Origin of the sequence: Corynebacterium sp. Z-1, assembly GCF_031844665.1 — a bacterium.
Lineage (GTDB): Bacteria > Actinomycetota > Actinomycetes > Mycobacteriales > Mycobacteriaceae > Corynebacterium > Corynebacterium sanguinis.
Genome location: NZ_CP134621.1, coordinates 1,751,125 through 1,773,217 on the forward strand (window position 1 = coordinate 1,751,125; position 22,093 = coordinate 1,773,217).

20 protein-coding genes are annotated in these 22,093 nt (G+C 67.0%); 10 read left to right on the forward strand and 10 right to left on the reverse strand.

Annotated elements, in window-relative coordinates; all coding sequences use genetic code 11:
- Positions 1-18: 18 nt before the first annotated feature.
- The 3 genes from sufD to RIU96_RS08560 are packed head-to-tail and all read right to left on the reverse strand — an operon-like array spanning position 19 to position 3,352.
- Positions 19-1,185: a Fe-S cluster assembly protein SufD gene (gene sufD / locus RIU96_RS08550; protein ID WP_259809907.1), complete on the reverse strand. Its 1,167-nt coding sequence runs from the start codon at positions 1,183-1,185 to the stop codon at positions 19-21.
- A gap of 3 nt (positions 1,186-1,188) precedes the next feature.
- Entirely contained in the window at positions 1,189-2,595 is a 1,407-nt protein-coding gene (sufB, locus tag RIU96_RS08555) for a Fe-S cluster assembly protein SufB (protein ID WP_136651268.1), read from the reverse strand.
- Positions 2,596-2,626: 31 nt separating this feature from the next.
- Complete coding sequence (locus RIU96_RS08560; protein WP_144741297.1) at positions 2,627-3,352, reverse strand: helix-turn-helix transcriptional regulator; 726 nt, start codon at positions 3,350-3,352, stop codon at positions 2,627-2,629.
- A 128-nt stretch (positions 3,353-3,480) separates the two neighbouring features.
- Between RIU96_RS08560 and mptB the strand changes: the two genes are divergently transcribed.
- The 5 genes from mptB (at position 3,481) to RIU96_RS08585 (ending at position 8,800) form a co-directional block, all read left to right on the forward strand.
- Positions 3,481-5,106, forward strand: coding sequence for a polyprenol phosphomannose-dependent alpha 1,6 mannosyltransferase MptB (gene mptB, locus RIU96_RS08565; protein ID WP_136651245.1), 1,626 nt, complete (start codon positions 3,481-3,483; stop codon positions 5,104-5,106).
- Between the two features lie 6 nt (positions 5,107-5,112).
- Entirely contained in the window at positions 5,113-6,036 is a 924-nt protein-coding gene (locus tag RIU96_RS08570; protein WP_144772639.1) for an ABC transporter ATP-binding protein, read from the forward strand.
- Between the two features lie 12 nt (positions 6,037-6,048).
- The gene (locus RIU96_RS08575) at positions 6,049-6,822 is read left to right on the forward strand and encodes an ABC transporter permease (RefSeq protein ID WP_006840274.1); all 774 of its coding nucleotides are present in this window, start codon (positions 6,049-6,051) and stop codon (positions 6,820-6,822) included.
- 129 nt (positions 6,823-6,951) lie between these two features.
- Positions 6,952-7,806, forward strand: a complete 855-nt coding sequence (locus RIU96_RS08580) for a COX15/CtaA family protein (RefSeq protein ID WP_258562694.1) — start codon at positions 6,952-6,954, stop codon at positions 7,804-7,806.
- Positions 7,807-7,831: 25 nt separating this feature from the next.
- Positions 7,832-8,800: a quinone oxidoreductase family protein gene (locus RIU96_RS08585; protein WP_136651241.1), complete on the forward strand. Its 969-nt coding sequence runs from the start codon at positions 7,832-7,834 to the stop codon at positions 8,798-8,800.
- On the opposite strand, the gene RIU96_RS08590 is transcribed toward RIU96_RS08585, so the two are convergent.
- Complete coding sequence (locus RIU96_RS08590) at positions 8,797-9,711, reverse strand: heme o synthase (RefSeq protein ID WP_136651240.1); 915 nt, start codon at positions 9,709-9,711, stop codon at positions 8,797-8,799. The genes RIU96_RS08585 and RIU96_RS08590 overlap by 4 nt on opposite strands.
- A gap of 277 nt (positions 9,712-9,988) precedes the next feature.
- Here RIU96_RS08590 and tkt point away from each other — a divergent pair, with 277 nt between their 5' ends.
- From tkt to pgl, 5 genes are all read left to right on the forward strand, one after another.
- Positions 9,989-12,064: a transketolase gene (tkt, locus tag RIU96_RS08595; protein ID WP_259791462.1), complete on the forward strand. Its 2,076-nt coding sequence runs from the start codon at positions 9,989-9,991 to the stop codon at positions 12,062-12,064.
- 35 nt (positions 12,065-12,099) lie between these two features.
- Positions 12,100-13,185 (forward strand): transaldolase, encoded by a 1,086-nt coding sequence (tal, locus tag RIU96_RS08600; RefSeq protein WP_136651239.1) that lies wholly within the window; start codon positions 12,100-12,102, stop codon positions 13,183-13,185.
- A 97-nt stretch (positions 13,186-13,282) separates the two neighbouring features.
- On the forward strand, positions 13,283-14,818 hold the full coding sequence (gene zwf, locus RIU96_RS08605; RefSeq protein ID WP_136651238.1) for a glucose-6-phosphate dehydrogenase: 1,536 nt from the start codon (positions 13,283-13,285) through the stop codon (positions 14,816-14,818).
- A gap of 42 nt (positions 14,819-14,860) precedes the next feature.
- On the forward strand, positions 14,861-15,793 hold the full coding sequence (locus tag RIU96_RS08610; protein ID WP_136651237.1) for a glucose-6-phosphate dehydrogenase assembly protein OpcA: 933 nt from the start codon (positions 14,861-14,863) through the stop codon (positions 15,791-15,793).
- 25 nt (positions 15,794-15,818) lie between these two features.
- Entirely contained in the window at positions 15,819-16,535 is a 717-nt protein-coding gene (gene pgl, locus RIU96_RS08615) for a 6-phosphogluconolactonase (protein WP_136651236.1), read from the forward strand.
- Here pgl and secG read toward each other — a convergent pair whose 3' ends face one another.
- From secG to yvcK, 6 genes are all read right to left on the reverse strand, one after another.
- Positions 16,536-16,772: a preprotein translocase subunit SecG gene (gene secG / locus RIU96_RS08620; protein ID WP_136651235.1), complete on the reverse strand. Its 237-nt coding sequence runs from the start codon at positions 16,770-16,772 to the stop codon at positions 16,536-16,538.
- An 18-nt stretch (positions 16,773-16,790) separates the two neighbouring features.
- On the reverse strand, positions 16,791-17,573 hold the full coding sequence (gene tpiA, locus RIU96_RS08625; RefSeq protein ID WP_136651234.1) for a triose-phosphate isomerase: 783 nt from the start codon (positions 17,571-17,573) through the stop codon (positions 16,791-16,793).
- 20 nt (positions 17,574-17,593) lie between these two features.
- Entirely contained in the window at positions 17,594-18,811 is a 1,218-nt protein-coding gene (locus RIU96_RS08630; RefSeq protein WP_136651233.1) for a phosphoglycerate kinase, read from the reverse strand.
- 106 nt (positions 18,812-18,917) lie between these two features.
- Positions 18,918-19,931 (reverse strand): type I glyceraldehyde-3-phosphate dehydrogenase, encoded by a 1,014-nt coding sequence (gap, locus tag RIU96_RS08635; protein WP_136651232.1) that lies wholly within the window; start codon positions 19,929-19,931, stop codon positions 18,918-18,920.
- 159 nt (positions 19,932-20,090) lie between these two features.
- Positions 20,091-21,080 (reverse strand): DNA-binding protein WhiA, encoded by a 990-nt coding sequence (gene whiA, locus RIU96_RS08640; RefSeq protein WP_259790041.1) that lies wholly within the window; start codon positions 21,078-21,080, stop codon positions 20,091-20,093.
- 44 nt (positions 21,081-21,124) lie between these two features.
- On the reverse strand, positions 21,125-22,084 hold the full coding sequence (gene yvcK, locus RIU96_RS08645) for a gluconeogenesis factor YvcK family protein (RefSeq protein WP_259809890.1): 960 nt from the start codon (positions 22,082-22,084) through the stop codon (positions 21,125-21,127).
- Positions 22,085-22,093 lie beyond the last annotated feature (9 nt).

Genomic DNA, 22,093 nt, shown 5'->3' on the forward strand with positions numbered 1-22,093 from the left:
TTCTGAGGTGGGCAGGGGTTAGAGGTTTGCGTGCTCGAGCTCGCCGGAAACCCGGGCGATGAGCTCGTCGCGGACGGACTCCACCGGGATCTTGTTGAGGACCTCGTTGAAGAAGCCGCGGATGATCAGGCGCGTCGCCTCTTCCGTCGGGATGCCTCGAGCACGCAGGTAGAACACCTGCTCCTCGTCGAAGCGGCCGACCGTTGCGGCGTGGCCTGCGCCGGCGATCTCGCCGGTCTCGATCTCCAGGTTCGGGATCGCGTCGGCGCGGGCGCCGTCGGTAAGCACCATGTTGCGGTTGGTCTCGTAGGTGTCGGTGCCCTGGGCCTCCGCGCGGATCAGCACGTCGCCCACCCAGCAGGTGCGAGCGTCCGGCTTGTCCGAGTTCTTGTCTCCCTGCAGCGCGCCCTTGTAGAGCACGTTGGAGCGGCAGTTGGGCACGCTGTGGTCCACCAGCAGCCTGTTCTCGATGTACTGGCCGTCGTCGGCGAAGTACACGCCGGTCAGCTCCACGTCGCCGCCCGGGGCGGTGAACTTCACGCGCGGGGTGACGCGGGTGACCTCGCCGCCGAAGCTGGCAACGGTGTGGCGCAGGGTCGCGTCGCGGCCCACCACGATCGACTGCGCGCCGAGGTGAACGCCGTCGTCGGCCCACTCCGTGTCGACGACCGCGTAGACGCGCGAGTTGTCGCCGATCAGCCAGTTGACGTTGTCGGCGTGGGTGCCGGAGCCGGTGTAGCGGACGATCACGGTCGCCGCGGAGTTGACACCGGACTCAACGAGAACGGTGGCGAACGTCGTGGCGTCCAAGCCCGCGCCGGTGATGGTCACCGTGACGGGCTCGGTGAGCTCGGCGTTGTCCGGGATCTTCACGATCGTGCCGGAGGTCGCCCCCGTCCACGCCTGCGCGGCGACGCGGTCGACGGGGCCGCCGGCGGCCTTGAGGCGGTCGTCGTCAGGCGAGACCGTCTCCACGATCACCTCGGACGGGCCCTCGACGTTGATGCGGGCGTCGGTAAGCGGCGCGAAGGTGCCGTTGTGGAGGCCGCGCAGGCGGCGCAGCGAGATGAAGCGCCAATCCTCGTCGCGACCGCCCGGAACGGCGAAGTCGTCGACGGTGTAGGAGACGGGCATATCGCCCTTGTTGTTGACGCCGGAGGCGTTCTTAACAGCGGTATCCGCCATGGGTTAACCCACCGATCCTTCCATTTGCAGTTCGATAAGACGGTTGAGCTCGAGGGCGTACTCCATCGGCAGCTCCTTCGCGATCGGCTCGACGAAGCCGCGGACGATCATCGCCATCGCCTCTTCCTCCGCGATGCCGCGCGACATCAGGTAGAACAGCTGCTCCTCGCTGACCTTCGACACCTTCGCCTCGTGGCCGAGGGTGACGTGGTCGTTGCGGATGTCGTTGTACGGGTAGGTGTCCGAGCGCGAGATATTGTCCACCAGCAGCGCGTCGCACTCGACGTTGGACGCGGAGTGGTGGGCGTTCTGGTTGATCTGCACCAGGCCGCGGTAGGCCGCGCGGCCGCCGCCGCGGGCAACCGACTTGGACACGATCGACGACGACGTGTGCGGCGCCATGTGCGTCATCTTCGCGCCGGTGTCCTGGAACTGGCCCTCGCCAGCGAACGCCACGGAAAGGACCTCACCCTTGGCGTAGGGGCCGGTCATCCACACGGCCGGGTACTTCATGGTTACCTTCGACCCGATGTTGCCGTCGACCCACTCCATGGTCGCACCCTCTTCGGCCTTGGCGCGCTTGGTCACTAGGTTGTAGACGTTGTTCGACCAGTTCTGGATGGTGGTGTAGCGGCAGCGCCCGCCCTTCTTCACGATGATCTCGACCACCGCGGAGTGCAGGGAGTCGGACTTGTAAATCGGCGCGGTGCAGCCCTCGACGTAGTGCACGTAGGCGTCCTCGTCGACGATGATCAGGGTGCGCTCGAACTGGCCCATGTTCTCCGTGTTAATGCGGAAGTAGGCCTGCAGCGGGATGTCCACGTGGACCCCCGGCGGCACGTAGATGAAGGAGCCACCAGACCACACGGCGGAGTTAAGCGCGGAGAACTTGTTGTCGCCGGCCGGGATCACCGAGCCGAAGTACTCCTTGAAAATGTCCTCGTGCTCGCGCAGGGCGGTGTCGGTGTCGACGAAGATAACGCCCTTCTCCTCCAGGTCCTCGCGGATCTGGTGGTAGACCACCTCGGACTCGTACTGCGCTGCCACGCCCGCGACCAGGCGCTGCTTCTCCGCCTCGGGGATGCCGAGCTTGTCGTAGGTGTTCTTAATGTCCTCGGGCAGATCCTCCCACGAGGTGGCCTGCTTCTCGGTCGAGCGGACGTAGTACTTGATGTTGTCGAAGTCGATGCCGCTCAGGTCAGCGCCCCAGGTCGGCATCGGCTTCTTCTCAAAGACCTCGAGCGCCTTCAGGCGCTGGTTGAGCATCCACTCGGGCTCTTCCTTGATGCGGGAAATGTCCTTGACCACATCTGGGCTCAGGCCGCGGCGCGCGGCGGCGCCGGCTGCGTCAGAGTCGTGCCAGCCGTAGTTGTAGGCGCCAATGGACTCAATAATTTCGTCGTCGTTCATCGGCCTTTCCAGGCCGGGTGCGGGAGTTGTCTCAGTCAAGATCTCCGCTCCTTTCGGTGTGTGTCTCGCGCGCTGCGGCGGTTTTGCCCACAGCGACGAGGGGAATGTTGGTCGTGCAAATTCCGTTGCCGTCCGCGATCATGGCGAGCGGTTGAACGTGCTTTCCGACGAGCTCCGAGATGGCCTCGTGCTCCGCCTCGCAGATTTCCGGGTGCCGGGCGGCGACGGCCGATACCGGGCAGTGGTGCTGGCAGATCTGGATACCCATCCCCGCCCGCGTCACTGTCGCGGCGTAGCCATTGTCGTCGAGCGCGTCCGCGAGGTCGCGGGCGACCGCCTCGATGTCCTCGCCGGACTCGGCTGCGGGTTCGACGCCCTCGAGGATCTTGTCGATCCTCGCGCGCGCCAGCTCCTTGACAGCCTCATCGCCGCCGATTTGTCGCACGATGTCGATCGCGTCGGCGGCGAGGCTATCGTACTGGCTGCCGAAGTGCTCGCGGCCGTCGTCGGTCAGGCGGTAGTGTTTCGCCGGCCGGCCGCGGCTGGACTCCTCCCCCGCTACCGGGTTCGGTTCGCACGTCTCTGCGAGCTGCTCGTCAACCAGTTTGTCCAGGTGGCGTCGTACACCTGCGGCGGAGAGGCCGAGGTGGACTCCGAGGTCGGCGGCGCTGACGGGGCCGTGCTTAAGCAGCAGCGACATCACCTCGCGGCGCGTTTGCCCGCCGATGGAGCGCGTCTGTTCCGCATTGCGAGCCATGTCCACACCTCCGATCCTTGGGTCCACTTCGAGTTTTCTCATTCGCCTTTATCCAACACTAGTGTGTTCAAATTAATTCCGCATGTGAGCCCCCGTCGCAGGTGCCTCGTTTTGTAGACTCCTCGGTTGTGAACGTCCTTCCGCGGGTTTTACCCAGGCTGGGCCGGCCCGGGTCGCGCTCGGCAGAGCTACACGAAAGCTCGCTTGGCGACGCCCACCCCGCCCAAGCGTCCCGAGCGTCGGTAGCCGAGCTCAACCGCTTCGCTGTGCTGCGCTTCATCGGGCTCGTGGGCACGATCCTCATGGGCCTCGGCGGCCTCGGCGGCGGGGCGCTGCCCGTGGTGGACAACCCGTACGCACTCTTCCCCGGCGGCGCCGTGATGGGACGCATGCTGCAGACCTCCTCCGCGCTGATCCTCATCGGCGTGGGCCTGCTCGTAGTCGCGTGGGTGCTCATGGCGCCGTTCGTCGGCGCGGGCAGCACCCCCGCTCGGGTGGGCAAGGGCGTGATCGTGCGCACCTTTGTCGCCTGGGTCATCCCGTTGATCCTGACCGCCCCGCTTTTTACCCAGGACATCTACTCCTACCTGGCGCAGGGCTCGATTGTGCGCCAGGGCCTCGACCCCTACGCCGCGGGCCCTGTCGAGATCCTGGGCACCGAGAACCACCTGGCGCGCTCCGTGCCATTTATCTGGGCGCAGTCGCCGAGCCCTTACGGGCCCGTGGCGCTGGGCATCTCCGCGGCGGTGTCGTGGCTGACGCACGATTCGATCGTGCTCGGTGTTATCGCCCACCGCCTGGTGTCGCTGGTGGGGATCGGCGCCGCCGCGTGGGGCGTGGTGGCGCTTGCGCGCCGCTGCCGCGTCTCCCCCGCCGCGGCGCTGTGGCTGGGTGTGCTCAACCCGCTGACCATCCTGCACCTGGTCGGCGGCATCCATAACGAGGCCATCCTGCTTGGCTTCCTGCTTGTCGGGATAGAGTTGGGCCTGCGCGGGATCGACGCCCTCGGCCCGCGCAACGCCGCCGCCGCGGGCCTGCTTGTGGCAAGCGGGGCCCTCATCACCTGCGCGGGGCTGGTCAAGGTCACGGGCTTTATCGCCCTCGGATTCATCGGCATGGCGCTGGCGCGGGCGTGGTCGTCGCGGCTGCCCGGGGTGGCGGCGATCGCCCTCGCCGCCGCCACGCAGGCCGCGCTCATGGTCGCCACCACGGTGGTTTTCTCGCTGCTGACCGGCATCGGTTTCGGCTGGGTGACGGGCCAGGGAGGGGCGGCGTCGATACGCAGCTGGCTCTCGGTTACCACCGATGTCGGGGTCATCGCGGGCAACATCGGGATGCTACTGGGCCTCGGCGACCACATCGAGGCCATGCTGGCGATCACGCGCGGGGCGGGCCTAATAGTCGCCGCCGCGTTCATGATCCGCATGCTGTGGGCGACCTACCGCGGCACGATCCACCCGGTAGGGGGCTTAGGTGTGGCCACGCTCGTGCTGGTGATCCTCTTCCCCGTCGTCCACCCCTGGTACCCGCTGTGGGCCATCCTGCCGCTGGCGGCGTGGGCCAACCGTCTGTTCTTCCGCGCCGCGGTGGTCATCTACAGCGCGGTGTTCAGCTTCCTCGTGCTGCCGCGCGGCCTGGCGCTGAACCCGGGAGCGGTGATCACCATCTACACAATCGCCGCCACCGGTTTCGCTGTGATCTGCGCTGCCGGCTGGTGGTGGTACCGGCGATTCGGTCGCAGGAGTCTAAACTAGCCAGCCATGAGTGATGCACTTGTCCTGGACAACGTTTCCAAGACATACCGCGACATCGTGGCCGTAGACGGCCTCTCTTTCACCGCCGCCCGCGGTGAGATCCTTGCACTCCTCGGCCCCAACGGTGCGGGCAAAACCACCACCGTCGAGATGTGCGAGGGCTTTACCAAACCCACCAGCGGCAGAATCTCTGTACTGGGTCTCGACCCGTCCGCCGAGCCCGCGAAGGTGCGCTCGCGCATCGGCATCATGCTGCAAGGTGGCGGCTCCTACTCCGGTATCCGCGTCCGCGAAATGCTCGAGCTCACCGCCCGCTACAACGAAGACCCCCTCGATCCGGACTGGCTAATCGACCTGCTTGGCCTGCGCGGGGTGGAAAAGACCACCTACCGGCGCCTCTCGGGCGGCCAGCAGCAGCGACTGTCTCTGGCGCTGGCGATGATCGGGCGCCCTGAGCTGATCTTCCTCGACGAGCCGACCGCCGGGATGGACGCCCAATCGCGCCTCGCGGTGTGGGACATCATCTCCGCGATGAAGCGCGACGGGGTCACCGTGATCCTAACCACCCACCTCATGGACGAGGCCGAAGCACTCGCCGACAAGGTCGTCATCATCGACCGCGGCGCCGTCGTCGCCCAAGGCACCACCGCCGAGCTGACCAGCCACGACTCCTTCCCGCTGATCACGCTCAGCACCGACCGCGAGCTCGCCATCGCGCCGCTTAACGACGCCCTGTCCGCGCACTCCCTGACCGTCCAAGCCACCCGGCCGCTGCGCTACCAGATCTCCGGCGGAGCGACTCCGGAGGTCGTCGCCACGCTCGCGCGCGAAGCCGACGCCCAGGGCGTTTTGCTGCGCGAGTTCAGCGTCGCGCACCGCACGCTCGAGGACGTTTTCCTCGACATTACCGGCCGCGAGCTGCGCAGCTAGGAAAGGATCAGCATGGCTCTAGAACTTGCCGAAGGCACGTTTACCCCGCGCCCCCGCCGCGCTTCCGTAACCCGGATGGCGCTGGCGCAGGGGCGCATCGAGGCGTTGCTCATGCTGCGCCACGGTGAGCAGCTGCTGCTCAACCTGATCATCCCCGCTGTGATCCTCGTCGCCGCCGCGAAGCTGCCGATCCCCGGGGCTGACTCGCCCGCGCGCCTCGACCACCTCGTGCCGGTGGTGTTTGCCGTGGCGGCGAGCAGCGCGGGCTTTACCGGCCAGGCGATCGCGTTGGCGTTCGACCGCCGCTACGGCGCGCTCAAGCGCACCGGCGCCTCCGGGGTGCCGGCATGGACGATCATCGCGGGCAAGATTCTCGGCGTGCTGGCGATGGTGGCAGTCCAGATCGTCGTCCTCGGCGCGATCGCCGTCGCCTTGGGTTGGCGCGTCCCCGTCGGCGGCGCCCTGTTCGGCGGGGTGACGCTGCTGCTCGGCGTGGCGTGTTTCACCGCCCTGGGGTTGCTGCTCGGTGGCACCATGAGTTCCGAGCTCGTCCTCGCCCTGGCCAACCTGCTGTGGCTGATTTTGGTCGGCATCTTGGGGTGGGTCACTTACTCGGGCAACCTGGTCGAGGCCGGCTGGTACAACCTGGTGCCCACCGTCGCCCTGGCGGGTGCGCTGACGCAGGCGCTGCACCTGAGCGTGGACTCCGGGGCGTGGATCGCGCTAACGGTGTGGGTGGCTGTCGCCGTCACCGCCGCCGCCCGCTGGTTCCGCTTCGATGGCTAGAACGGCCGAGGCGTGGGTTAAGCTAAGAATCAATCTTAAGTTTGATACGTGGAAGGTACCGGTGTTGACGTGAACACCCCTGTTAAAACGACCGTGGGCCCATCCCTGAAGCTGCAGCGCGTCCTCGCGATGATCCTGCTCCTGTGCCAGGGCGGCATCACGGTGACCGGCTCGCTCGTGCGCGTCACGGGCTCGGGCCTCGGCTGCAACACCTGGCCGTTGTGCCACGAAGGCTCGCTCGTGCCCGTGCCGGGCGCCGCGCCCGCGATCCACCAGGCCATCGAGTTTGGCAACCGCATGCTGACCTTCGTCGTCGCGGCGGCTGCGGTCGCGGTGACGGTGGCGGTGTACAGGGCGCAGCGCCGCTGGCACGTCAAGCTACTGGGCTTGCTCTCCATCGCCGGCGTGGCGCTGCAGGCGCTACTCGGCGGGATCTCCGTGCTGGTCAACCTGCACTGGTGGGCGGTGGCCGTGCACTTCCTGCCCTCGATGGTGCTGGTGTGGATCGCAGCCGTGCTCTACATGCGCATCAGTGAGCCGGACGACGCGCCCGTCGTCACGCGCTACGACGGTAGCGCCCGCACGGCCGTGGTCGTCGCGGCTGTCGCGCTGAGCTTCGTGCTGGTGACCGGCACGATGGTCACCGGTTCGGGCCCGCACTCGGGCGACAGCGGGGTCGGCATGGAGGGCCGTTTGGCACTCGACACCGAGGTCCTCGCCTACGTCCACGCCGCGTGCATGTACATCTACCTCATTTCCACGCTCGTCGCCGTTTATCTGCTGCGCCGTTCGCAGGCGCCGAAGGACGCGTTCAACACCGCCTTGGTGCTCGTCGCCATGATCGTCGTCCAGTGGGCCGTGGGCGTAACCCAGTTCTACCTCGGCGTTCCGCGCTGGACGGTGCCGCTGCACATCGCCATGTCCTCGGTGGTCGTCGCCTTTAGCGCCTTCCTCTGGGCGCACGGCAAACGCCGGATGGCCTAAACGGGGCTCCGGTAACGTGGGGGCCATGAAGGCGATCTACGTTACCCAGCACGGCGGGCCCGAGGTTCTCACCTACACGGACCGCCCCGACCCGGAGCCGACCGAGGCGCACGTTCTCGTCGAGGTGCTCTACGCGGGTGTCAACTACATCGACACCTACTTCCGCTCTGGCACCTACGACCAGGAACTGCCCTACATCCCCGGCACCGAGGGGTGCGGCCGCGTCATTGCCGACCCCGCCGGTGAAATCGCCGAGGGCACGCTGGTCGCCTGGCACAGCGCCCCCGGCTCGTACGCCGAGAAGGTGTGCGTTCCCCGCAACCGTCTCGTCGCCGTGCCGCAAAGCATCGATCCCGCGGTCGCGGCGTCGATGCTGCTCCAAGGCATGACGGCGCACTACCTTCTGCACGGCACCCGCGAGACGAAGCCGGGCGACACGATGGTGATTACCGCTGGCTCCGGCGGGGTCGGGCTCGTGCTGACTCAACTGGCTGCCGCCGCCGGCGCGGTAGTCTACTCCGTGACCTCGACCGATGAGAAGGAGAAGCTCGCCTACGACGCGGGCGCAACGCAGGTGTTTCGCTACGACACTTTCGCCGAGGACGTCAAGGAAGCCAACGGCGGAAAGGGCGTGGACGTGATCTACGACGGCGTGGGCAAGGACACCTTCGCCCAGGCCCTCGACGTCTGCCGCCCGCGCGGGCTCGTCTGCTCCTTCGGCTCCGCCTCGGGCGACGTCGAGCCGTTCGTGATCCAGGAGCTGAACAAGCACGGCTCGCTGTTTCTCACCCGCCCGTCGCTGGCCGCCTACGTCGCCACTGACGACGAGTACCGCATGCGCGCCCAAGCGGTCGTCCGCGCGGTCGAGGAGGGAACCCTAACGTTTCGCATCCACGAGCCTTTTCCGCTTAGCGACGCCCGCCGCGCGCACGAGGAACTCCAGGCCCGCTGTACCTCGGGCTCGGTCGTGCTCAAGGTTGCTGAGGACGCTTAGAGGAAGTACTCCGCGACGGTTTGCCAGCCCAGCACCGCGTCGACTGACAGGGCGAGGAAGAGCACCGCGAGGTAGTTGTTCGACAGGATGAACAGCTTCAGCGGCTTGACGTCCTCGCCGCGCACGACGCCGTTGTGCAGCTTGGTCGCCATGACCAGGAATCCGGCGCCCGAGGTCACCGCGACAATGAGGTAGATCCACGAGGCGGCTGGGACCAGCAACAGCGAGGTCGCCACGGTCAGCCAGGAGTAGAAAACGATCTGGCGCGTCGTCTCCTGCGGGGTGGCCACGACCGGCAGCATGGGCACCTTCGCCTTGGCGTAGTCGTCCTTGTACTTCATGGCCAGCGCCCAGGTGTGCGGTGGTGTCCAGAAGAAGATGATCATGAACAGCACCACGGCCTGCCACCAGCGATCCGGCGAGCCATCGTTGACGTTGTCGCGCACCGCGGCCCAACCGACGAGGACCGGCATGCAACCGGCGGCGCCGCCCCAGATGACGTTCTGCCACGTGCGACGCTTCAGCCACTTGGTGTAGACGAAGATGTAGAACCAGTTGGTCAGCAGGATGAAAAACGCCGCGAGCCAGGAGTTGCAGACGAACCCGAGCCACAGAACGGACAGGGCGAGCAGCACCCAGGCGTAGATCGCGGCCTTGCGCTTGGTCACGGTGGCTCTCACCAGCGGGCGCGCCCGGGTACGGCCCATCTTCTGGTCAATGTCGTAGTCGGCGACCATGTTGAAGGTGTTCGCGGCCGCCGCACCCATCCACCCGCCGAGCAGCGTGCCCAGGATGAGCCACAGATCCACGCTACCGCGGTTGGCCTGGAGCATGGCGGGGATCGCAGCGACGAGGAGGAGCTCAATGACCCTCGGCTTCGTAAGCGCAAAGTAAGCCTTGATGGTCTCCAAGTAAACAACTCCTCCAGCAGAAACGGCCGCCCGGTACGGGAGGGCCAACATCACAGTAGTCGCACCGCGACGGCGAAAAGTTCCGCCCCCGCCCGAAACCGCGCGGGCGTCATACCTTCGGATGATGCTACCGCCACGGCGCAGTAACGGGTAATCCAGACACGCTCCACTGCCAACCGATAGGCTAGGCGGCGAAGATCACTAGCAAAACCACTCACGAACGACACAAGCGAGGAACAACGTGACCCAGTCGACCCTGCCCCCCGAATTGCACGCGATGACCGTCCGCAACTACCCGGACGATTGGACGCAAACGGATACGCGGGCCGTGGACACTGTACGCGTGCTTGCGGCGGACGCTGTCGAGAACTGCGGCTCGGGCCACCCGGGCACCGCGATGTCGCTCGCTCCCCTGGCGTACACGCTCTACCAGCGCGTCATGAACATCGACCCGCAGGACCCGCACTGGGTGGGCCGCGACCGCTTCGTGCTGTCCAACGGCCACTCGTCGCTGACCCAGTACATCCAGCTCTACCTCGGCGGGCTTGGGCTCGAGCTTGAGGACCTGAAGCAGCTGCGCACGTGGGGCTCGAAGACCCCGGGCCACCCGGAGTACAACCACACCAAGCACGTCGAGATCACCACCGGCCCGCTCGGCCAGGGCCTCGCCTCCGCAGTCGGCATGGCGATGGCGTCGCGACGCGAGCGCGGCCTCTACGACCCAGACGCTCCCGCCGGCGAGTCGCCGTTTGACCACTACATCTACGCCATCGCGGGCGACGGCTGCCTGCAGGAGGGCGTGACCTCCGAGGCCTCGTCGCTGGCGGGCACCCAGCAGCTGGGCAACCTCATCGTCTTTTGGGACGACAACCGCATCTCCATCGAGGACGACACGCAGATCGCGTTCACCGAGGACGTGATGAAGCGCTTCGAGGCCTACGGCTGGCAGACGCTGACCGTGGATTCCGGCGAGGACGTCGTCGCGATCGAGTCCGCCGTGGCGCAGGCGCAGGCCGACACCGCCCGCCCGACGCTGATCCGCGTCAAGACCGTCATCGGCTACCCCGCCCCGAACCTGCAGAACACCGGCGCGGTGCACGGCGCGGCGCTTGGCGCCGAGGAGGTCAAGCTGGTCAAGGAGGCCCTGGGCTTCGACCCCGAGGTGACCTTCCCCGAGGAAGAGGCCGTGATCACCCACACCCGCAAGCTGACGGCACGCGCCAGCGAGAAGCGCGCCGCGTGGGAAGAGAAGTTCAACGCCTGGGCCGAGAACAACCCTGACAACGCGGCCCTGCTCGAGCGCCTCACCGCGCGCCGCCTGCCCGAGGGCTGGGACGCGGAGCTGCCAACCTGGGACGCCGACGAGAAGGGCCTGGCCACCCGCAAGGCCTCCGAGGCCGTGATCCAGGCGGCCGCCGCCGCACTGCCGGAGCTGTGGGGTGGCTCCGCCGACCTGGCCGGGTCCAACAACACCCTGATAAAGGGCGCAGCCTCCTTCGGCCCCGCAGAGATCACCACCGACATGTTCACCGCCGAGCCGTACGGCCGCAACCTGCACTTCGGCATCCGCGAGCACGCAATGGGCGCGATCATGAACGGCATCGCGCTCCACGGCGGCACCCGCGTCTACGGCGGCACCTTCCTCATCTTCTCGGAGTACCTCTACCCCGCGATCCGCGTCGCCGCCCTGTCCGGCATCGACGGCTACTACGTGTTCACCCACGACTCCGTCGGCCTCGGCGAAGACGGCCCCACCCACCAGCCGGTGGAAACCCTCGCGGCGCTGCGCGCCATCCCGGACCTCGCCGTGATCCGCCCCGCGGACGCGAACGAGACCTCCGCTGCGTGGAAGGCCGCGCTCGAGGGCAAGGAGCAGCCCAAGGCGCTCGCCCTGTCGCGCCAGAACCTGCCCGTGCTCGAGGGCACGAAGGAAAAGGCGTTCGAAGGCGTTGCCCGCGGCGCCTACGTGCTGGTTGAGGGCTCCAAGCCGACCCCGGACGTGATCCTCATGGCCACCGGCTCCGAGGTGCAGCTCGCTGTCGCCGCTGCTCGCGAGCTCGAGGGCTCCGGCGTCGCCGCGCGCGTCGTCTCCATGCCGTCGATGGAGTGGTTCCTCGAGCAGGACGACGACTACATCGCCGCCGTGCTGCCTCACGACGTCAAGGCCCGCGTCTCCGTCGAGGCGGGCGTTGCCATGCCGTGGCACCGCTTCACCGGCGACCACGGGCGCAACGTCTCGCTCGAGCACTTCGGCGCCTCCGCGCCGGGCGCCGAGCTCTTCGAGCGCTTCGGCTTCACCGCCGACGCCGTCGTCAACGCCGCCCGCGACTCCATCGCCAGCGCCACCGCCTAACCCTTAACCACACACGCAAAGGACTTAAAACCCCCATGACCTCGATTGACAAGCTGTACGAGATCGGAACCTCCACCTGGCTCGACGACCTCTCGCGGGATCGCATCACCACTGGAAACCTGGACGAGATTAAGGCGTCGAAAAGCATCAAGGGCGTCACCACCAACCCGGCGATTTTCGCTAAGGCCATGAGCGGTGGCAACGCCTACGACATTCAGCTCGCCGACCTGAAGGCGGCCGGCAGCGAGGTCGATGCGGCTGTGTACGCAATGAGCGTCAAGGACGTCCAGGATGCCTGCGACCTCTTCGCCGACGTCTTCGAGGCGACCGACGGCAAGGACGGGCGCGTGTCCATCGAGGTCGATCCGCGCTACGCCGCCGACGAGGAGCGCACCGTGGCGCAGGCGGCCGAGCTGGCGCAGCTGGTCGACCGCCCGAACGTGATGATCAAGATCCCCGCCACCGACGAGTCCCTGCCCGCCGTTACAGCGACCCTGGCCGCCGGCATCTCCGTCAACGTCACCCTGATCTTCTCCGTCGAGCGTTACCGCCAGGTTATCGACGCCTTCCGCGAGGGCGTGCGCCAGGCCGAGGCGAACGGGCACGACGTGTCGACAATCCACTCCGTGGCGTCGTTCTTCGTCTCCCGCATGGACACCGAGGTGGACAACCGGCTTGAGACGATCGGCACGCCCGAGGCGCTCGAGCTGCGGGGCAAGGCCGGCATTGCCAACGCGCGCCTGGCCTACCAGCTCTTCCTCGACGAGTTCTCCGACTCCAGCCAGTTCCCCGCGGGCACAAACAAGCAGCGCCCACTGTGGGCGTCGACCGGCGTGAAGAACCCGGACTACCCCGCCACCATGTACGTCACGGAGCTCGCGGGCCCCGACACCGTCAACACCATGCCCGAGGCGACGCTCGACGCGATGCTCGAGCAGGGCGAGGTGCGCGGCGACACGCTGACCGGAACCGCCGCCGAGGCGCAGGCGACCTTTGACAAGCTCGAGGCCGTGGGCATCGACTTGGACGACGTCGTCGCCGTGCTCGAGCGCGAGGGCGTGGAGAAGTTCGTCGACGCCTGGCAGGAGCTGCTCGACTCCATGGCACAGAATTTGAAGTAGTTTCGCGTTTTGTGCCCGCGCACCCGCGCGGGCACAGTACATTTGAACGAATCCCCAAAAATCTTTCCCATCTACCTATTACTCGAGGTGAACAACCGTGACGGACGAGGCCGTGTGGGTCAACCCGCTCCGACAGCCAGAGGACAAGCGCCTGCCGCGCATCGCAGGGCCGTCGGGAATGGTGATTTTCGGCGTAACCGGCGACCTCGCGCGCCGCAAGCTCCTGCCGGCGATCTACGACCTTGCCAACCGCGGCCTGCTGCCCGCCGGTTTCAGCCTCGTCGGCTTCGGCCGCCGCGAGTGGAGCAAGTCGGACTTCGAGGATTACGTGCGTTCGGCCGTCGAGAAGGGCTCGCGCACGCGCTTCAATGAGAACGTGTGGAACCGCCTCGCCGAGGGCATGCACTTCGTCACCGGCGCCTTCGACGACGACGAGGCCTTTGAGAAGCTCGCGGCGCTTCTGGCGGAGATGGACGCTAACCGCGGAACCGGCGGCAACTGGGCTTTCTACCTGTCCGTGCCGCCTGAGTACTTCTCCGACGTAGTCCACCAGCTCGACCGCTGCGGCATGGCCACCCCGACGGGCAACCAGTGGCGCCGCGTGGTCATCGAGAAGCCTTTCGGTCACGACCTCGCCTCCGCGAAGAAGCTCAACGAGGTGGTTAACCACGTCTTCCCCGAGCGCTCCGTGTTCCGCATCGACCACTACTTGGGCAAGGAGACGGTGCAGAACATCCTCGCGCTGCGCTTCGCTAACCAGATGTTCGAGCCGGTGTGGAACGCCAACTACATCGACCACGTGCAGATCACCATGGCCGAGGACATCGGCCTCGGCGGCCGCGCCGGCTACTACGACGGCATCGGCGCCGCCCGCGACGTGATCCAGAACCACCTGATCCAGCTGCTCGCGCTCGTGGCCATGGAGGAGCCCACCTCGTTCTCGCCGCGCCGCCTGCGCGCCGAGAAGCTCAAGGTGCTGCGCGCCACCACTGCCCTGGAGCCCTTCGACGAGACGACCGCGCGCGGGCAGTACGCCGCCGGCTGGCAGGGCTCGGAGAAGGTCATCGGCCTGCGCGAAGAAGACGGCTTCGACCCGGACTCCACCACGGAGACCTACGCGGCCTGCACCCTGAAGATCAACTCGCGGCGCTGGGCGGGCGTGCCGTTCTACCTGCGCACCGGCAAGCGCCTGGGCCGCCGCGTCACAGAGATCGCCCTGGTGTTCAAGCGCCCGCCCTTCCAGCCCTTTGCCAAGGGCCAGACCGACCTGCTGACCGCCAACGCTGTCGTGCTGCGCATCCAGCCGGACGAGGGCGTGCTCATGCGCTTCGGCTCCAAGGTCCCGGGCTCCACGATGGAGGTCCGCGACGTGAACATGGACTTCTCCTACTCCGAAGCCTTTACCGAGGAGTCCCCCGAGGCCTACGAGCGCCTCATCCTCGACGCCCTGCTGGACGAGTCGAGCCTCTTCCCCACCAACGAAGAGGTTGAGCGCAGCTGGGAGATCCTCGACCCCGTCCTCGAGCACTGGGCCGAAAACGGCCGCCCCGATGCTTACGCAGCCGGTACGTGGGGCCCCGAGTCTGCCGACGCGATGCTCGCGCGCACCGGCCGCCACTGGCGCAGGCCTTAAGCACGGTTTGACCGAGAATAGACGATTGAAAGAGGCCCGGAGATGATCATCAAACTCCCCGACACCACGACGCGCCAGATCACCGCGACCCTTCTGCAGGCGCAGGACAACTACTCGATGGCCACCGGCCGCGTGCTCACCCTGCTCGTGGTCGCCGCCGCGAGCGACGACGTCGACTCCATCCTGTTGTCCGTGCGCGACGCGACCCAGGAGCACCCGGCCCGCGTGCTGGTCATGCTGCTCGGAGACTCGGACGAGCCGACGAAGCTCGACGCCGAGTGCATCCTGACCGCCGACGCGGGCGCCTCCGAGATGGTGGTGATGCACCTGCACGGCGAGCTCACCCAGAATCTCGACTCCGTGGTCACGCCGCTGATCCTGCCCGACACCCCAATCGCCGCCTGGTGGCCGACGACCGCCCCGGCGAACCCGGCCGAGGCGCCCCTGGGCAACATCGCGCAGCGCCGCATCACCAACGCGCGCCGCAACGTCTCCGGCAACGCGCTCCTGCGCCTGTCCAACGGCTACTCCGAGGGCGACTCCGACATGATGTGGTCACGCATCACCCCGTGGCGCGGAATCGTCGCATCCGCCGTGGACCGCCACCAGGGCGAGGACATCACCGCTGTGCACATTTCCGGACCCGTGGACAACCCGAGCGTCGACATCGCCGCCGGGTGGTTGGCGAGCTGCCTCGGCGTCGACGTGACCCGCAGCCCGGGCCCGAGCGCCTCCGAGATCATCGAGAACGTCCCCATCACCGAGCTGCGCCTGACCTACGACCGCGGCGACATCGTCGTCTCCGTCATGGACGAGCACAGCGTGCGCGTCTCCGTCCCGGGCAGCCCCGACTCCTACGTCGCCATGACCGCGCGCACCGACGCGGAGTGCCTGGCCGAGGAACTGCGCCACCTCGACCCCGACACCGCCTACGCCAACGCGCTCGACGGCATCTCCCACGTGCACGTCGTCTAACTCACGAAAGGCCCCACCCTCGCTCATGGTTACGGTTTCACAGTTCCCTGACCTCGCTTCGCTTATCGACGCCGCCACCGAACGATTTGCCCACACCATCAGCGCCATCCACGCCGACCCGGTCGGTGGCGTCAACGGTGACGGCACCGCCCGCGTCGTTCTCACCGGCGGCACCGCCGGCATCCGTTTTCTCGAGAACCTGCGCGATGTGACGATCGACTGGTCGCGCGTCTTCGTCTTCTTCGGCGACGAGCGCAACGTTGAGGTTACGCACGCGGACTCCAACGAGGGCCAGGCCCGCGCGGCGCTGCTCGAGCACGTCGCGATCCCCGAGGCCAACATCTACGGCTACGGTTTGACCGGCGGCGACATGGGTGAGGCGGTGCGGCGCTACGAACGCGACCTGGGCATTGCCGCGCCAGAGGGCTTCGACATCCACCTGCTCGGCATGGGTGGCGAGGGCCACATCAACTCCCTGTTCCCGCACACCCGGGCGGTGCGCGAAACCGAGCGCCTCGCGCTCGTGGTGACGGACTCGCCAAAACCCCCCGCCGAGCGGGCAACGTTGACCCTGCCCGCCGTCGGGCGCGCCGAGCGCGTCTGGCTGCTGGTTTCAGGCGCGGAAAAGGCGGAGGCGGCCGCGCACGTGGCACGCGGCGCCTCCGCCGAAGAGTGGCCGGCCGCTGGGGCCGCCGGGCGCGAAGAGACCGTGCTCTTCGTCACCGAGGACGCTGCCCCCTAGCTAGACCGCGAAGGACTGCGCAAGGTTCAGTCCGATGATGCACGTGATCCAGATAACGGCGATCACAATGGTGTAGCGGGTCAGGTTGCGCTCGACGATCGTCGACCCGGACAGGTTAGACTGCACGCCGCCGCCGAACAGGCTGGACAGGCCGCCACCTTTGCCACGGTGCAGCAGGACGAACACCGTCAGCAGGATTGCGGTGATGACCAAGACGATCTCTAGAGCCAGAATCATGGATTACACCTTACACGACTAGCGCACAGCGTTAGCCGCCGCCGCGGCCAGCTTCGCAAATTCCTGGCCGTCAAGAGACGCTCCCCCGACAAGGCCGCCGTCGACGTCGGGCTGCCCGACGATCTCGCCGATCGTGTCCACCTTGACGGAGCCGCCGTAGAGGATGCGGATCGCGTCGGCGGTGGGGTCGTCGGCAAGCTCGCGAACCGTCTCGCGGATCGCCTTGCACACCTCCTGGGCATCGGCCGCCGACGCGGTCTTGCCGGTGCCAATCGCCCACACCGGCTCGTACGCGATGACCGTCCGACCCAGCTCCACCGTGCCCAGGGTGGCCAGGGAGCGGCGGGTCTGCTTGACGACGTAGGCGACGTGCTCCGAGCGCTCGCGGACGTCCTCCGGCTCGCCGACGCACACGATCGGGCTGATGCCGTGCTCGAGCGCCTTGGCGGCCTTCGCCGCGACAAGCTCATCGGTCTCTCCGTGCTCGTCGCGGCGTTCCGAGTGGCCGACGACCACCCAGGAGCAGCCGAGCTTGGCCAGCATCGCGGCCGAGATGTCGCCGGTGTGCGCCCCGTTGTCGTGCGGGGAGACGTCCTGGGCGCCGTAGGTGATCTGCAGCTTGTCGCCGTCGACAAGGGTTTGGATCGAGCGCAGGTCCGTAAACGGCACCGTCAGCGCGATGTCGACGTACTCGTACCCGTCCTTCGGGAACGCGAACGTTAGCTTCTGGGCGCTTGAGATGGCCTCGAGGTGGTCGAGGTTCATCTTCCAGTTGCCCGCAATAAGCGGCTTCCGAGGCATGTGTAAAGTCCTTTCTCGTCCTACTTGCTCACGACGCTCACGCCGGGCAGTTCCTTGCCCTCGATGAGCTCGAGGGAGGCACCGCCGCCGGTGGAAATGTGGGTAAAGCCATCCTCGTCGAGGCCGAGCGCGCGTACCGACGCCGCCGAGTCACCTCCGCCGACCACAGTGAAGCAGTCGTTGTTCTTCGTCGCGTCGATCATCGCCTCCGCGACTGCCTTCGTTCCGTCCGCAAAGTTCGGGAACTCGAACACGCCCATCGGCCCGTTCCAGAACACCGTCTTCGCGTCCTTGATCGCCGCCACGTAGTTCTGCGCGGTCTCGGGGCCGATATCGAGAGACATCCAGCCCTCGTCGATGTCATCGAGGCCCACGACCTTCTTCTCGGCGTTCTTGTCGAACTCCGGCGCGATCGCGAGATCCACCGGCAGCACCAGCTTGTCGCCGTAGGTTTCGATCAGCTTGCCGCAGGTCTCGACCATGTCTTCTTGCAGCAGGGACTTCTGCACTTTGTGGCCCTGCGCGGCGAGGAATGTGTAGCACATGCCACCGCCGATAACGAGCTTGTCGGCCTTCTGCGCCAGCGCCTCGATCACGCCGAGCTTGTCGGAGACCTTGGAGCCGCCGAGCACGACGACGTACGGGTGGGCGGGGTTGTCCTTGACGATGCTAAGCGTCTCCACCTCCTTTTCCACTAGGTAACCGGCGTAGGCCGGGAGCTTCTTGGCCACGTCGTAGACCGATGCCTGCTTGCGGTGCACCACGCCGAAGCCGTCGGAGACGAACGCGCCGTCGTCGGCGGCGAGGTCGGCCAACTCCGCGGCGAAGGCCTCGCGCTCGGCGTCGTCCTTGGAGGTCTCGCGGGCGTCGAAACGCACGTTCTCCACTAGCAGGATCTCGCCCTCCGTCAGGCCGTTCGCGCGCTCGTGGGCGTCCTCGCCGGAGACGTCAGAGGCCAGCGGGACGAACTGGCCGAGGCGCTCGGACAGGGCCTCGGCGACCGGCTTCAAGGAGAACTCCGGCTTGAACTCGCCCTTCGGGCGGCCCAGGTGGGCGGTGACGATGACCTTCGCGCCGCCGTCGAGAAGCGCCTTGAGCGTCGGGATGGAGGCGTCGATACGCCCGGCGTCGGTGATGTTGCCCTCGTCGTCGAGCGGGACGTTGAAGTCGGAGCGAACAAGGACGTGGCGCCCATCGACACCCTCGTCGAGCAGCTGCTGAATGGTCTGAAGTGGCATGAAAGTCTCCTTCACAAGCTGGTGTAATGCGTCCATATCGAGTCTAGTAAGAAATGGGAAAACCCGGGGTGTGCGCTTGCGCGCACCACCCCGGGCCGGGCCGGGCTTAGTTCAGCTTGTCCGCGACCGTCTTGGTCACGCGGATGAACTGCTCGGTGTAGCCGTACTCGTTGTCGTACCACGAGATGACCTTGAGCAGGTTGCCGTTGATCACGCGGGTCATACCGGCATCGAAGATGCCGCCGTAGGGGCTCTTGATGATGTCAGAGGACACGATCGGGTCCTCGGTGTAGTGCAGCGCCTTGGCCAGGTCGCCCTCCTGGGTGGCGGCCTTGACGGCGGCGTTGACCTCCTCGACCGTGGTGTCCTTCTCCAGCTGGACGGTCAGGTCGGTGGCGGAGCCGGTGATGGTGGGCACGCGCATAGCGAAGCCGTCGAGCTTGCCCTTGAGCGCCGGAATGACCTCAGCCACGGCCTTAGCGGCGCCGGTGGTGGTGGGCACGATGTTCTGGGCGGCGGCGCGGGCGCGGCGCAGGTCCTTGTGAGGAGCGTCCTGCAGGCGCTGGTCACCGGTGTAGGCGTGAATGGTGGTCATCAGGCCGGAGACGATGCCGAAGTTATCGTTGATGATCTTCGCAACAGGGGCCAGGGAGTTGGTGGTGCAGGACGCCGCGGAGATGACGGTGAGGTCGTTGGTGTAGTCCTCGTGGTTGACACCCCACACGAACGAGCCGTCGACGTTCTTGCCCGGGGCGGAGATGATGACCTTCTTCGCGCCGGCGTCGATGTGGGCCTGGGCGTCTTCCTTGGTGCGGAACTTGCCGGTGCACTCGAGCACGATGTCGACATCGAGCGCGCCCCAGTTGATGTCGGCCGGGTCCTTCTCCTCGGATACCTCGATGTGGTGCCCGCCGACGGTGATCGAGGTCTCGTCGTGCTCCACGGTGCGGCCGAGGTGGCCGTACGCGGTGTCGTACTTCAGAAGGTGTGCGAGGGTCTCGTTGTCGGTCAGGTCGTTGATCTTGACAACCTCGAGCTCGCCCTCGAAGCTGTCGAGGATGACGCGCAGGGAGCTGCGCCCGATTCGTCCGAATCCGTTGATGCCGATGCGGGTAGTCACTGTCAGTCACTCCTTAAAGAGTTTCGGTTCACTTACCGGAACTGGAAGTTTCCTGAGTCGAGTTCCTCGCAGCCCCGTTGATCCCCAGTGTAGCCCTGTTTGACCTTGCCCGCATGGTACCGATTTTGCCCGGTTTGCGCCCCAGGCGCCTGTGTAGTACTAGGGCGCGGACGCGTCGTCCTCCGCCGCAAGCGCCGATTGCGTATCGGCGATTCCGAGCTCGGCGGCGCGCCTGTCCGCAAGCGAGAGCAGCCGGCGGATCCGCCCCGCCACGGCGTCCTTGGTCATCGGCGGGTCTGCGAGACGACCGAGCTCCTCCAGCGAGGAGTGCCGGTACTCCACGCGCAGGTGCCCGGCTTCAGCCAGGTGCTCGGGGACGTCGTCGCCAAGGATCTCCATGGCGCGCTCGACGCGTGCCGCCGCTGCCGCCGCCGCCTGCGCCGAGCGCCGCGTGTTGGCGTCGTCGAACGTGGCCAGGCGCTGCCCGCTTTTCGCGGTCATCTGCTTCTTCTTGCGCTTCTCGTCCCAGCTCACGCGCGTACGCTGCGCGCCCATGCGGCTGAGTAGCACCGCGATGGCGTCGCCGTCGCGCAGAAACACCCGCTCCACCCCACGCGTTTCCTTCGTCTTCGCCGCGACGGAGAGCCGGCGGGCTAGGCCGACGAGCGCGAGCGCCGCCTCCTGGCACGGGCTGAGCACCTCGAGGCTCGAGCTGCGCCCTGGCTCGGTGAGCACGCCGCGCGCGAGGAAAGCCCCGCGCCACGCGGCTTCGACCTCGGCGATCGAGCCGGAGATGATGTGCCGCGGCAAGCCCACGACCGGGTGGCCCGACACCGTCACCAACTTCAGCCGGCGGATCACGTCTTTGGTGCCGTCGACCACGCTGACCGTGTACGTGGCGTCGCGGCGGCCCGGGTCCGGGCTCAGCGTCTGCACGCGCACGTCGACGTCGCATAGCTCGCGTAACGACGCCGCAAGCCGTTGAGCGACGCGCATCTCCGAAAACTCAGCGCACAGGCTCAGCCCGCGCGGGGTCTGAGCGACCTCGCCGGCGAAGCGGATCATGGCCGCGGCCTCGGCAAAGCGGGTGGCTTGGGAGGGGTGCTCGACCAGCAGCAGCTCGTCTTTCACCTGGGCGGTTAGCGACACCGCGGTACCTCCATCTGCATTGCACACCGTAAAGTCCACACAGTTTAACTCGCCCCGCCGAGCGCGAGAAGCGCAGCCGCCAACTTTGCTGGGTCGTGCACGTTGCGCTCGGCCTCGTTGGCCGACTCCGTGCGCACGTCAGTGTAGGTGATCTCCCCGCCGACGCGTTGCGCGGTGCGCTGCAGGTGGGTGCGCTCGCCGGGGGTGGTGTTGACGTTGCTGTCCGCGAGGAAGTGATCGACCCGCAAACCAGGCGCGTGCTGCGAAAGCAGGTGGATGTGGCGCTCGGTAGTAAAGCCCTGGGTCTCCCCCGCCTCCGGCGACAAATTCAGCACGACGATCACCTTCGCCGCGGTCTCGTTGAGCGCCGTGACGACATCTGGCATCAGCAGGTGCGGGATCACGGAGGAAAACCACGAGCCGGGCCCGATCGTAACCACGTCGGCGTTCATGACCGCCGCGATCGCGGCGCTGTTGACGGGCGGATCCGCCGGCAGGATGCGCACGCGGCGCACCGAGCCGGGAGTCGTCGCCACCGCCACCTGGCCACGCACGGAGCGCAACACCCGGGGGTCGTCGTCAAGCCCAGCGACATCCGCCTCGATCTCCAGCGGCTCGTTACACACGGGGATGACCCGGCCGTTTGCGCCCGCCCAGGTGGTGAGTACGTCGAGCGCCGCCTGCATGCCGCCGGCCTTTTCGCTCAAGCCGGCGAGCAGGAGGTTACCCACCGCGTGCCCGGCCATCGCGCCGTTGCCCTGGAAGCGGTGCTGCAGCGTGTTGCGCCACAGCCGGCCGGTGTCGGTGTCGGGCATCAGCGCGGACAGCGCCATGCGCAGGTCCCCTGGGGGGATCATCCCGAGCTCGCGGCGCAGCCGCCCGGAGGAGCCGCCATCGTCGGCGACCGTGACGACGGCGTTGATGTGCTCGGCGCGGGCGCTTCGACACGCTAAAAGCGTTTGGTACAGGCCGTGGCCGCCGCCGAGGCAGGTGAAAGTGGTCATGGGTTAATC